Below are 12612 nucleotides of genomic sequence, written 5' to 3'. Positions count from 1 at the left end.
ATGCGGATTGTCGGCGGCAAATTTCGCGGGCGGGCATTGGCGACGCCGAATACCAATGCCATCCGGCCGACCACGGACCGGACGCGGGAAAGCCTGTTCAACATTCTGGTGCACAATTATCCGGAAAAGTTTGAAGCGACGCGCGTGCTGGATCTTTTCGCCGGCACGGGCGCCCTGGGGCTTGAAGCCATATCGCGGGGCGCGCGCTATGGCGTCTTCATCGAGGAGTCGACGGAAGGGCGCGGCCTGATCCGCACCAATGTCGAAGCTTTCGGTTTGCTGGGCAACACCAAGATTTTCCGCCGCGATGCCGCCAAACTCGGCGATGCCGGCACGATCGAGCCGTTCGATCTCGTTTTTGCCGACCCGCCCTATGGCAAGGGCCTGGGCGAGCTCGCCTTCAAATCCGCTCTTGAAGGCGGCTGGCTCAATCCCGACACACTTCTCGTGCTTGAAGAAGAAGCCGAGGCCGTGATCAACCTGGATTCGCGATTCTCGGTGGCCGAAGAACGCCACTACGGCGGAACAATCATACGATTTGTCACGTTGAACGGCTAAGCAAACGACCGGACCGGAAAACTTCCGGCTTTGAACAGAATTGCGAAGGAAGATTGATGTCGCAAATAGTGAGCCGTACCATTGCGGCATTGGTTTTGGCCGGAACAGTATCGACCGCCGGTTTCATTCTTCCCGCATATGCCCAGACGATGGCGCAGCTCACCGCGGAGGTCCAAAAGGCTGATAGTGCCGGCGTCTCGTCCTTCCGTTTGGACAATGGTCTGGAAGTGGTGGTGATACCCGACCATCGCGCGCCGGTCGTTACCCATATGCTCTGGTATCATGTCGGATCAGCCGACGAAGACCCGGGCAAGTCGGGCATTGCGCATTTCTTCGAACATCTGATGTTCAAGGCCACCAAGACCTATCCGGCCGGTGAATTCTCCCGCAAGGTGGCTGAAATCGGCGGCCGCGAGAATGCGTTCACCTCCTATGATTACACCGCCTTCTTCCAGCAGGTGTCGCCGCAGGCGCTTGAAATGGTCATGACCTATGAGGCGGACCGCATGGAAAACCTCATCCTGAACGAGGATGTGGTGAAGACCGAGCGCGACGTGGTGCTCGAAGAGCGCCGGTCGCGCACCGATACCAATCCCGCCGCCCTGCTGTCGGAAGAGGTCAACGCGACGCTTTATCAGAACCACCCCTACCGCTTCCCGGTTATCGGCTGGTTGCACGAGATGCAGCAGCTCAACCTCAAGGATGCGCTCGCCTTCTACGAAAAATTCTACACGCCAAACAATGCGACGCTGGTTGTCTCGGGCGATGTCGATGCAGCGGCGGTCAAGGCGCTGGCGGAAAAGACCTATGGCAAGGTGCCGCGCCGTTCGGAACCCGGCAAACGCATGCGGCCGCAGGAACCGGAACAGAACACCAAGCGCACCGTATCCCTTGCCGACCCGCGCGTATCGCAGCCAAGCTTCCAGAAAATATGGCTGGTGCCATCCTACAACAATGCCAAGCCCGGTGAAGCCGAGGCGCTTGACCTCCTGAGCGAAATCCTCGGCGGGTCCACGCGCAGCCGGGTCTATCAGGCACTGGTCGTGCAGGATGGATTGGCCGCCAGCGCCGGCGTCTATTACCAGGGCGGCGCGCTCGATGACGGCACGTTTGCCGTCTATGGCGCACCGCGCGGTTCAGCCTCCCTGCAGCAAGTGGAAGCCGGCGTGGATGCGCAGATTGCCCGCATCATCAAGGACGGCATTACATCAGATGAACTGGAGAAAGCCCGCAACCGCTTTCTGAAGAGCGTCATCTTTGCCCGTGACAGCCAGGCGGGCATGGCCCGCATCTATGGCTCGACGCTGTCGACCGGTCAGACGATCAAGGACATTCAGGAATGGCCGGATCGCATCCAGGCGGTGAAGGTTCAGGATATTCAGGATGTGGCCAAGCGCTATCTCGTCGATGCGCGCTCGGTGACCAGTTACCTGATGCCGGAGAACGGCAAGCCTGACGAGAAGATACCGTCGACGGGTGAGACCGCGCCGATGCAACCACAGACCGAGGGAGTCATCCAATGATCCGCCTGTTGACGCCCGCTTTCAACCGGATGGCCGCCGCCTTGCTGCTGGTCATCCTCGCCGTGGCACCGGTCTATGCGGTGGAAATCAAGGAAGTCGTTTCTCCCAAGGGGATTCGCGCCTGGCTGGTTCAGGATGATTTCGTTCCGCTGATTGCCCTGCGGTTTTCCTTTCAGGGCGGTTCGGCGCAGGATCCCAAGGGCAAGGAAGGCCTCGCCAATCTGATGACCGGCCTTTTCGATGAGGGCGCCGGCGATCTCGATTCCGATACGTTTCAGGAAAAGCTCGACGATGTCGGCGCTGAAATGAGCTTCAGTGCCGGGGATGACCGCATTTCCGGCGCCATGCGCATGCTTGCCGACAAGCGCGATGAAGCGGTCGATCTCTTGGCGCTCGCCGTCAATAAGCCGCGCTTCGATCAGGCGCCGATTGACCGCATCCGCCAGCAGGTGGTCGCCAACATCAAAGCCGCCGAGCGCGATCCGAACACCATCGCCGGCCGCAAGTTCGCCGAAGCGCTGTATGGCGATCATCCCTATGGCCGCCAGTCGCAGGGCACCGAAGCCAGCCTGGCATCGATCACCCGCGATGATCTCGCCGCTTATCACAAGCGGGTCTTTGCCCGTGACCATCTTATTGTCGGTGTTGTCGGCGCAATCAGTCCAGAACAGCTGGGACCGTTGCTCGACAAAGTGTTTGGCGATCTGCCGGACAAGGCCCAGCTTGATCCGATTGGCGATGCCAAGCTGGCCTTGGGCAAGACAACCCGCGTCGATTATCCCCTGCCGCAGACATCCATTTCCATGGTCTATCCGGGCGTGCGGCGCCAGGATGCGGATTTCTTCCCGGCCTACATCATGAATCACATTCTGGGTGGTGGTACCTTCTCCTCGAGAATTTACAGCGAAGTGCGCGAGAAGCGCGGCCTTGCCTATTCCGCCGGTTCAGCCCTCATCAGCAGGGATCATATGGCCGCCCTGACCATATCCACGGCAACCCGCTCCGACCGGTCCGGGGAAACCCTGCAGATCATCAAGGATGAGGTTGCCCGCATGGCCAAGGACGGTCCGACCGAGCAGGAACTGGTCGAGGCCAAGAAATATCTCGTCGGCTCCTATGCCATCAACAATCTGGATTCGTCATCGGCCGTCGCCAGCACGCTGATCGGCCTGCAGGATGAGCATCTGGGCCGCGACTATATCGACAAGCGCGCGGATCTGATCAATGCTGTGACATTGGATCAGGTGAAGGCAGCGGCGCGGAAACTGCTTGAAACCGATCCGGCCATTCTGATCATCGGGCCGCCCCAATCCTGATCAGCCGGGGATATGACATGAGCGCACGCGATCTCGAAAGTGTTTCCGGTTCTGCGGGAACCGGCGTCGTCAGCAGTTCGCCAAGCTTTGCGATTGCTTTTGGCGGCGGCGGGGCGAGGGGACTGGCGCATATCAATGTCATCGAGGCGCTGGATGAGCTCGGCATCAGGCCGGTCGCCATTTCCGGTTCCTCCATCGGCGCCATCATGGGCGCGGGCATGGCAGCGGGCATGTCCGGCCGGGACATACGCGACTATGCGGTGGCAACATTGTCGCGGCGCGCCGAAATCGCCGCGCGGCTCTGGCGCCTGCGCCCGGCGACCTTTGGCGAAATGTTCGGCGGCGGCATCCGCTTCAGCCAGTTCAACATTGAAAAGCTGCTCAAGACCTTCCTGCCGGAACAGATACCCGATACGTTCGAGGAACTGCCCATTCCGCTCAGCGTCACCGCAACGGATTTTTACGGCCAGCGGGAAATTCCCATCCATCAGGGTGATCTCTTCAGCGCCATAGCCGCTTCCGCGGCCATCCCGGCGCTGTTCCGCCCGGTGCGCCGCGACGACCGTGTGCTGATCGACGGTGGCATCTACAATCCGGTGCCCTTCGATCATCTCAAGGACAGGGCCCAGTTCGTCATCGGTATCGATGTGGTCGGCGGCCCGGAAGGCGACGGCCGCAAGTTTCCGTCGTCGATTGATGCGATGTTCGGCGCAAGCCAGCTGATGATGCAGTCGATCATCGCGACACGGTTGCGGACCGATCCGCCGGCAATCTTCCTGCGGCCCAGCGTTGCCCGGTTTGGCGTGCTGGATTTTCTACGGGTCGAACAGGTGCTGAACGAGTCGATCGGTATCAAGGATGAATTGAAGCGGGCTGTTGATGCCGCCATTGCCTATACGGAACATGCCGAACAGGAATAGCGGCTTATAATCAAGAGGTGGCCTGTTCCGTTGGCCGCGTCCATTCACAGGAACGACAATACCTCGAGATAGACGGCCCACCAGAAACCTATACCGAACGCCGCCATGGCATACCACAGGAGTGCCATGGCAAGACGGTTGCGCTTTCCTGTCCAAAACCCGCGATGCAGGGCGGGTTTTGGTGTGTCGGCGGCTGCAAGTGCGAATGTCACCATGATAAATGAGCCTGACTGAGTGTACGTTCGTCGCTTTTTATCAGGATCACGGTTTCATCAGAATCCGTAGTCTTACCGACCTCACTCCGCCGGCTCAGGATCGGGAAGCATCTCTTCCGTGTCGATGCGCTTGGATTCGCGGGTCGGCTTGATCAGCGGCTCCGGCGTGACCGGGCGTGTCAGCAGCAGGTCATTGCCCGCCATCAGGCCTTCGGCCGCCTGGATGTGCAGCCGATCCTCGTCACGGCGGCGGATGTCCTCCATGATCTCGTAGGCCACATCTTCGCTGGTTCCGAGCTCTTCAAGCGTACGGCGGCCGAACAGCAGGCCTGATTCAAAGGTCTCGCGCAATTCGTACTGCACGCCGCGGGCGCGCAGTTTCAGCGTGTGGCCCCGGTCATAGGACCGCACGAACAGCTTGATATCGGGATATTCCGACTGGATGAGCTCGACGATCCGGTCGGTGGTCTCCTTCTTGTGCGTGCAGATGGCAACGATTTTCGCTTGGCGGATACCGGCTGCCTCCAGCACTTCCTTGCGCGTGCCATCGCCGAAATAGATGCGGAAGCCGAATTTCGAGGCGGCGCGGATGCGGTCGGCCGAGGCATCGATCAGCGTGACGCTGGTGCCGCCCGCCAAAAGGATCTGCGCGGCGATCTGCCCGTAGCGGGAAAAGCCGATCATGAGCACATCGGCACCGGCAGCACCGTCGAAATCCTCGTCGATCTGTTCTTCCGCGTGGGCGTCGACAAGGAAGCGGTTGCCAAGGGCGACCGACAGCGGCATCACGGCCATGGACAGCGTGACCACCGCGATCATCTCCGATGCCGTCGAGGTGCTGAGCAATCCGGCCGCCGCCGCCGTGGTGAACAGGACGAAACCGAACTCACCGCCCTGCGGCAGGAAGAAGGCGATGCGGGTCGCATCATTGTGATTGCACCGGAACAGCCGCGCGAGGATGTAGACGACCAGCGCCTTCACCGCCATGAACATGGGCACCGCAAGAAGAATCGCCTCCCAGTCGGCAAGGATGACCTTGAGGTCAATCGACAGCCCGACGGCCATGAAGAACAGGCCGAGGAAAATACCGCGGAACGGTTCGATGTCCGCCTCCAGCTCGTGCCGGTAGGACGATTCGGCCAGCAGGACGCCGGCGATGAACGCGCCCATGGCCATGGACAGCCCGGCAAACTGCATCAGCAGCGCGGCGCCGAGCACGACGAACAGAGCGGCGGCAATCATCACTTCCCGCGCGCCGGTATTGGCAATGAACCGGAACAGCGGATTGAGGAGATAGCGGCCCACCGCAACGATGGCGCCGATGCAAACGATGGCGATGAGGAATTTACCAAGCGGATCCGCCTGATGCTGGGCGGAACCGGGTGCAAGCACGGGAATCATGGCCAGCAAGGGAACGATCGCCAGATCCTGGAACAGCAGGATGGCAAAGGATGTCTGCCCGTGCGGCATATTGGTCTCGCCGCGCTCTTCCAGGATCTGCATGGCGAACGCCGTGGACGACAGGGCAAGGCCAAAGCCGATGACCAGAGCCGCCTGCCAGTTGACGAGATGGAAGGCGAGGATGAGCCCGGTCAATGCCGCACCGGAAACAATGACCTGCGCCGCGCCGAGGCCGAAAATCGCATGGCGCATGTTCCACAGGCGCGTGGGTTTCAATTCGAGGCCGATCACGAACAGCAGGAAAACCACGCCCAGTTCGGAAAAATGCAGGACCTGTTCGCCATCGGTGATGAGATTCGCCAGCGGCCCGATCAGCAGGCCCGCCGCGAGATAACCCAGCACCGTCCCAAGCCCGAGCCGTTTGAACAACGGGGCGGCAATGATCGCCCCAGCCAACAGAGCCAGAGCCTGAAAGTAGAGATTGCCGCTTTGTGAAAGCATGAGTCTGACCCAGTCTGTTGCGAATGTTACCAGTGTTTGCCTTGATAGACCCCAATTTGCACCATATAGGAGGCAGTGCATTGTCTGATCATTGGTCAGATATGTCCTTGCATCCTATCATGCAATCAACTCTAGGGATGAATATGATCGAGCCGGCCAATTCCCGCGAATTCGTTGACAATGCTGCTGCGCTTGTCGAAGCCGCCCGCCGGGCCGGAGCCGACGCCGCCGATGCGGTTGTCGTGCGTTCGCGGTCCACGGGTGTCAGCGTCAGGCTTGGCAAGGTCGAGGCGACCGAATCGTCGGAAAGTGACGATTTTTCCCTGCGCGTCTTTGTTGGCAGGAAAGTGGCAAGCATATCGGCAACCGCCGGTTCCGACCCGAAAATTCTGGCCGAGCGCGCCGTCGCCATGGCCAAGGTTTCGCCGGACGATGCGTTTGAAGGCCTGGCTGATCCGGCCAATCTGGTGCGCACTATCCGTGATCTTGATCTCTATGATCCGACGGTCGTTGCGGCAGCGCGGCTGACCGAAGATGCATTGGCTGCGGAGGCTGCCGCCCTTGAAGTTGACGGCGTTACCAATTCCGGCGGTGCGTCGGCTTCCGCCGGGCTCGGCGGCATGGTTCTGGTGACATCGGGCGGGTTCGTCGGCCATTACATGGGGTCGCGTTTTTCCCGTTCGGTCAGTGCCATCGCCGGTACGGGTACCGGGATGGAACGCGACTATGATTTTTCCTCGCGCCAGCATTTCGATGCACTCGAGGACCCGGCGGCCATCGGCCGTTCTGCCGCCGCGCGCGCGGTCAAACGCCTTGGCGCCCGGCAGGCCAAGACCGGCGTGGTCAATGTGGTTTACGACCCGCGCGTGGCACGCGGCATCGCGTCCCATCTTTCCAGCGCCATCAATGGCGCATCGGTTGCGCGCAAGACCAGTTTTCTGAAGGACCGCATGGGCCAGAAGATTCTCGCGGACAGCATCAATGTCACGGATGATCCGCTGCGCATCCGCGGCTCGTCCTCGCGGCCCTTCGACGGCGAAGGAATTGAAGGCGAAGCACTGACCATGGTCGAGAACGGTGTTTTGAAGCACTGGTTCCTGTCCACATCAACGGCTGCGGAATTGGGGCTGAGCACCAATGGCCGCGGTGTGCGTTCAGGATCGAGCGTTGTTCCGTCGTCCACCAATTTTGCCATTGAGCCTGGGGATGAAACGCCGGAGGCCCTGATCCGCGCTGTCGGCAATGGCTTCTATGTCACGGAGCTTTTTGGCCAGGGCGTCGATATGATCACCGGGCAGTACAGCCGTGGCGCATCCGGTTACTGGATTGAAAATGGCGAACTGGCCTATCCCGTCAGTGAAGTCACGCTAGCCTCCAACCTGAAGGATATGTTCCTGAACATGGTTGCGGCGAACGATATTGACCGTAACTTTGGCGTCGCCAGTCCGACACTCCTGATCGAAGGCATGACTCTTGCCGGCAAGTGAAAAAAATCGCGATGATCTAGCCCTGATCCGGGAGGCGGCTGAAGGCGCCGGGCGTATCGCCCTGTCCTATTTCCGCCAGGACCCGCAGGTCTGGATGAAGACCGGCAATTCGCCGGTGAGCGAGGCAGATCTTGCGGCGGACAAATATCTCAAGGACATGCTTCTGACAGCCCGTCCTGATTATGGCTGGATTTCCGAAGAAACCCTCGATGACCGCGCGGCGACAGCGCGTTGGCGCTTTTTCGTCGTCGATCCCATCGACGGTACGCGCGCCTTCATCGAAGGGTCGGATGTCTGGTGCGTCAGCGTGGCGGTTATCGAGGATGGCCGTCCGGTGGCCGGTGTGCTGGAATGTCCGGCGCGCGGCGAGACGATCACAGCGCTTCCAGGGCAGGGGGCTGAACAGAACGGCACAGCCATTCATGTCAGCACCAGCGGCGTTCCGTTCAAGGTGGCGGGTCCGGGGCCATTCCTGAAGAAGCTGCCGGATCATTTCCAGCAATCCATGATTGCTGCGCCCTACGTCGCTTCGCTGGCCTATCGCATTGCCATGGTTGCCCGGGGTGACATTGCCGGGACCTTCGTCCGGCCGAATTCCCATGACTGGGATCTGGCGGCGGCCGATCTCATTCTTGCGGAGGCGGGCGGTCATGTCCTGACGGCGAATGGCAAGCCGCTGACCTATGGTTTGCGCAACAATGAGACAGGCGATTATCGCCATGGCGCGCTTGTCGCTGCCAGCGGTTTATTGATGGACAACATGTTGGACGTTGTCGCCGAAACCGCCTTCGGCTAAACAGACTGAAAATTCAACGATTGATCACTGAACGGATGGGCGACCATGAGCGAAAATACAGCAGAACCGAAGCAGTTGCTTCACCTGGTTTTTGGCGGCGAACTGAAGAAGCTCGGCGGTGTTGAATTCCGCGATCTGGAAAAGCTGGATATCGTCGGCATCTACCCGAATTTCGAAACGGCACAGCGCGCCTGGAAGTCGAAAGCCCAGCAGACCGTCGACAACGCACATATGCGCTATTTCATCGTGCACATGCACAAATTGCTCGATCCCGACACGGGCAAGGCAAGCTGACCGGTTCTCCGGTCGCGCATTGACAACGGCATGATTGATAACAGCACAGCAACCGCCAAGGCGCCCCGCAAGAAGAACGGGGTGCTGAAACGGTTTTGGCGTTCCATCCGGGGCCCGTTGGCGAAGTCGCGTTTCGTCCGCTTCCTCGTGGTCTGGCTGATCACTCTGTTCTTCCGGCTGGTGAATGCCACCAACCCGCGTCTGCCCGGCTCGTCCGATCTGGAGGATATGAAGCGGGGCGGTGAGCCGTTCATTGCCGTGGCCTGGCATGGCCAGCATCTGATGGCGCCCTTTCTGATGCCGCGCGGCGTACGCTTCGCCGCCATGTTCTCCAAGAGCAAGGATGCGGAACTCAACGCGCGCGTAGCGGAACGGTTCGGTGTCGAGATCATCCGCGGTTCCGGCGGGCGGGAGCCGACGAAAAGCATCGAAAAGGGTGGGGTAAGGGCCTTGCTCGCCCTGAAAAAGGCATTGAAGGACGGTAAGACGGCGGCAATGATTGCTGATATTCCCCATGGGACACCCCGCGATTCCGGTCAGGGGGTCATTCTCCTTGCCAAACTGTCGGGCCGCCCGATCATTCCCATCTGCTATATGACGTCGCGCAGGAAAATTCTCGAGAAGAGCTGGGATAAGACAACCATTCCCTTGCCATTCGGCAGGTCAGGGTTGATTGTCGGCGACCCGATCTTTGTCCCCGAGGATGCCGATGATGCAATGCTTGAAGCCAAGCGTGTCGAATTGACCGCCAGCCTGAACGCCAATACGGTACGGGTGCAGGCGCTTGTGGATGGCCGGGCATGAGCGAACGGTGGGCGCGCATTGTCCTGAGCACCTATCGCTGGGTGGGTGCCATGGTCTTTCCGGCTGTCGGCGCCTATGTCGCCTTCCGCGCCAGCAAGGGCAAGGAAGAACGCGGACGTCAGGGCGAACGTTATGGCGTGGCCAGCGTTGCACGGCCGGCGGGACCGCTGGTTTGGGTCCATGCGGCGAGCGTCGGCGAAACCTCTGCCGTCACGCCGCTGGTTGAAACCATCGTCGACATGGGAATCAGTGTCGTTCTCACCACCGGGACCGTGACCTCCGCCAAGATGGTGCAGGAACGTCTGGGTGACCGGGTCATCCATCAATATGTGCCGCTCGACCTGAAGCCGGCGGTCGACCGGTTCCTCAGCCACTGGCAGCCCGATCTCGCCGTTATCTGCGAATCCGAGATCTGGCCGATGACCATTCTTGAACTGGGGCTGCGGCGGGTGCCGCAGGTTCTGGTCAATGGCCGCCTGTCCGACAAATCCTTTGCTGCCTGGCAGAAACGGCCGTCCATCGCGGAAGCGCTGTTTGAAAATCTCGCCCATGTGGTGGCCCAGTCCGACATTGACGGCGAACGGTTCCGCGCGCTCGGGGCCCGTCCGGTCACGGTATCGGGCAATCTCAAAGTCGACACCGCAATCCCGCCGGTCGTGGAGTCGGAACTTGAGGCTCTGCAGAGGCAGATCGGCAAGCGCAAGACCTGGGCAGCGATTTCCACCCATCAGGGTGAGGAAGATGTCGTCGCGCAGGTTCATCACATGCTGAAGGTCAGGCATCGCGATCTCCTGACGATCATCGTGCCGCGTCATCCCGACCGCGCCCCGGCAATTGCCGAAGAAATCGAAAAGCTCGGCATGAAGGTGGCATTGCGCAGCCGCGGCGATGTCATCGCGCCGGATACCGACATCTATCTCGGCGATACGATCGGCGAGATGGGCCTGTATCTGCGGCTGACGGAAATCGCCTTTGTCGGGCGGTCGCTCATGGCGCAGGGCGGCCAGAATCCGCTGGAACCCGCCATGTTGAAGACGGCAATCCTTTCGGGCCGCAACGTGCAGAATTTCCGCGATTCCTACCAGCGCCTGATCAAGAATGGCGCAGCCAAGCTCATCCGTGACAAGGACATGCTGGCTGGGGCCGTCAACTACCTCTTCAACAATCCGGCTGAACGCCAGGTGATGATTGATGCGGGAACGAAGACGGTTGAGGACATGCGCGGTTCGCTTGATCTGACCATGACGGCGCTCGAGCCCTTCATCCAGCCCCTGGTGCTGAAGGCGCGGTTGAGCGCGCGTGAAGGTGGCTGGAAATGACCAGCGAAGCGCCTCCTTTCTGGTGGGAAAAGCCGGATTGGCGCGCGCGGGCCCTCAGCCCCCTGTCAAAGATTTACGGCATGGTTGCCGGACGGCGCATCCGCCGCGCCAAGCCGCCTGCCGTTCCCATTCCCGTTCTGTGCATCGGTAATTTCACCGTCGGCGGCGCGGGCAAGACCCCGACGTCCATTGCCTTTGCTAAGGCCGCTGTTGCCGCTGGTCTGAAACCCGGCATTGTCTCGCGCGGTTATGGCGGCGCCTTCTCCGGACTGTACCGGGTCGATCCCGATCACGACAGCGCCCGGCATGTCGGCGATGAACCCATGCTGCTCGCCCGCCATGCGCCGGTGGTCGTATGTGCCGACCGGTTTGCCGGTGCCACTGCACTGCAGGCGGCGGGATGCGATTTCATCATCATGGATGACGGGTTCCAGAGTGCCCGCCTGCATTTTGACTATGCGCTCATGGTCGTCGATGCGGGGCGGGGTATCGGCAATGGCCACGTTATTCCCGGCGGCCCGCTGCGCGCGCCGCTGACGGATCAGCTGGTGCGCACCGATGCCCTGCTCAAGATCGGTTCGGCCAATGGCGCGGACCAGCTTGTGAGGAACGCTGCACGCGCGGCCAAGCCGGTGTATGAAGCCATGCTCCGGCCCAAGGCGCCGCTTGCGGTTGCGGCCAAGCCGCTGCTCGCCTTTGCCGGCATCGGCGATCCCGCGAAATTCTTCCGCACGCTGCAAGAAGCCGGTGGAACGGTCACAGAGGCACGCCCCTTTCCGGATCACCATCCCTATACGGATGAGGAAATCGCCGATCTCATCAAAAGTGCCGATGCGGATGGTTTGACCCTGATCACCACGGCGAAGGATCATGTCCGCCTGCTCGATGGCAGCGAAATCGCCAGGGCATTCGCCGCGAGAACGCAGGTTCTGGATGTGGAGCTGGTTTTTGCGCACCCGCGAACCGTATCGCGCGTCATCAGTGAAACCCGGGAAAGGGCGCGCCTGCGAACGATCCGGCGCCTATAGGCCGCGGCGAAAGTTGCGCATGCGCGGCGGCGTTTCACCCATGGGTATATCCATGGAGCGGCCGGTTGTCTGGCTGTATTGCCGGTCGTTGGAAAAGAGAATTCGTCCTGGCGTACCGATCTGCACGGACAGGGCTACCTTTGGCGCCGATTTCGCCGCTGGGATTTCAATCTCGTAGGCAATGGGGAAATAGCCGCTGCGGCCCAGCGTGAAGCTTGTCTCGCCGATCACCGGCATGGGTTTGGAGTTGCCGTTGGTCGCATCATAGGCGGTGATATAAACGACGGAGCTTGGTGAAAGCCGTGCCAGCGGCGAGCCGCGCAGATAGCCCTTGATCGTCTTGGTCGGTCCGCTGTAGGCCGGTTCGCGTTTGGCGCCCATCGTGGTGCAGCCGCCGGCCAGAAACGCGGTCGCGGCAAGGGCCAAAAGCGTGGACCGGCGATTGATCAC

13 protein-coding genes are annotated in these 12612 nt (G+C 60.7%); 10 read left to right on the top strand and 3 right to left on the bottom strand.

Features of this window, described 5'->3' with window-relative positions; all coding sequences use genetic code 11:
* The 4 genes from rsmD to ACZ25R_RS17430 are packed head-to-tail and all read left to right on the top strand — an operon-like array spanning nucleotide 1 to nucleotide 4317.
* On the top strand, nucleotides 1-558 hold the full coding sequence (gene rsmD / locus ACZ25R_RS17445) for a 16S rRNA (guanine(966)-N(2))-methyltransferase RsmD (protein ID WP_223611663.1): 558 nt from the start codon (nucleotides 1-3) through the stop codon (nucleotides 556-558).
* A 56-nt stretch (nucleotides 559-614) separates the two neighbouring features.
* Nucleotides 615-2081 (top strand): M16 family metallopeptidase, encoded by a 1467-nt coding sequence (locus ACZ25R_RS17440; protein ID WP_472461702.1) that lies wholly within the window; start codon nucleotides 615-617, stop codon nucleotides 2079-2081.
* 29 nt (nucleotides 2082-2110) lie between these two features.
* Nucleotides 2111-3397, top strand: coding sequence for a M16 family metallopeptidase (locus ACZ25R_RS17435; protein WP_472462511.1), 1287 nt, complete (start codon nucleotides 2111-2113; stop codon nucleotides 3395-3397).
* Nucleotides 3398-3414: 17 nt separating this feature from the next.
* A complete protein-coding gene (locus ACZ25R_RS17430) occupies nucleotides 3415-4317 on the top strand; it encodes a patatin-like phospholipase family protein (protein WP_464662822.1) in 903 nt (300 codons plus the stop codon).
* Between the two features lie 44 nt (nucleotides 4318-4361).
* Here the strand turns inward: ACZ25R_RS17430 and ACZ25R_RS17425 are convergent, their stop codons facing one another.
* Nucleotides 4362-4532: a hypothetical protein gene (locus ACZ25R_RS17425; protein ID WP_472461701.1), complete on the bottom strand. Its 171-nt coding sequence runs from the start codon at nucleotides 4530-4532 to the stop codon at nucleotides 4362-4364.
* A gap of 81 nt (nucleotides 4533-4613) precedes the next feature.
* Complete coding sequence (locus ACZ25R_RS17420) at nucleotides 4614-6434, bottom strand: monovalent cation:proton antiporter-2 (CPA2) family protein (protein ID WP_472461700.1); 1821 nt, start codon at nucleotides 6432-6434, stop codon at nucleotides 4614-4616.
* A 143-nt stretch (nucleotides 6435-6577) separates the two neighbouring features.
* On the opposite strand from ACZ25R_RS17420, the gene ACZ25R_RS17415 reads away from it, so the two are divergent.
* Genes ACZ25R_RS17415 through lpxK form a run of 6 tightly spaced genes read left to right on the top strand, consistent with a single transcriptional unit; the run spans nucleotide 6578 to nucleotide 12162 of the window.
* Nucleotides 6578-7921, top strand: a complete 1344-nt coding sequence (locus ACZ25R_RS17415) for a TldD/PmbA family protein (RefSeq protein WP_472461699.1) — start codon at nucleotides 6578-6580, stop codon at nucleotides 7919-7921.
* Nucleotides 7908-8717, top strand: a complete 810-nt coding sequence (locus ACZ25R_RS17410) for a 3'(2'),5'-bisphosphate nucleotidase CysQ (RefSeq protein ID WP_472461698.1) — start codon at nucleotides 7908-7910, stop codon at nucleotides 8715-8717. Before ACZ25R_RS17415 ends, ACZ25R_RS17410 begins: the two co-directional genes overlap by 14 nt.
* Nucleotides 8718-8762: 45 nt before the next feature.
* Nucleotides 8763-9011, top strand: coding sequence for a DUF4170 domain-containing protein (locus ACZ25R_RS17405; RefSeq protein ID WP_105736221.1), 249 nt, complete (start codon nucleotides 8763-8765; stop codon nucleotides 9009-9011).
* Nucleotides 9012-9041: 30 nt separating this feature from the next.
* The gene (locus ACZ25R_RS17400; protein ID WP_472461697.1) at nucleotides 9042-9815 is read left to right on the top strand and encodes a lysophospholipid acyltransferase family protein; all 774 of its coding nucleotides are present in this window, start codon (nucleotides 9042-9044) and stop codon (nucleotides 9813-9815) included.
* Nucleotides 9812-11134: a lipid IV(A) 3-deoxy-D-manno-octulosonic acid transferase gene (gene waaA, locus ACZ25R_RS17395; protein WP_463011663.1), complete on the top strand. Its 1323-nt coding sequence runs from the start codon at nucleotides 9812-9814 to the stop codon at nucleotides 11132-11134. The genes ACZ25R_RS17400 and waaA overlap by 4 nt, the downstream gene beginning before the upstream one ends.
* Nucleotides 11131-12162, top strand: coding sequence for a tetraacyldisaccharide 4'-kinase (lpxK, locus tag ACZ25R_RS17390; RefSeq protein ID WP_472461696.1), 1032 nt, complete (start codon nucleotides 11131-11133; stop codon nucleotides 12160-12162). Before waaA ends, lpxK begins: the two co-directional genes overlap by 4 nt.
* On the opposite strand, the gene ACZ25R_RS17385 is transcribed toward lpxK, so the two are convergent.
* Complete coding sequence (locus ACZ25R_RS17385; protein WP_472461695.1) at nucleotides 12157-12612, bottom strand: hypothetical protein; 456 nt, start codon at nucleotides 12610-12612, stop codon at nucleotides 12157-12159. The genes lpxK and ACZ25R_RS17385 overlap by 6 nt on opposite strands.

This window comes from Phyllobacterium sp. RCAM01083 (assembly GCF_055685835.1).
Note: the sequence above shows the minus strand (reverse complement) of the source record. Positions and strands in the feature narration are given on the sequence as shown.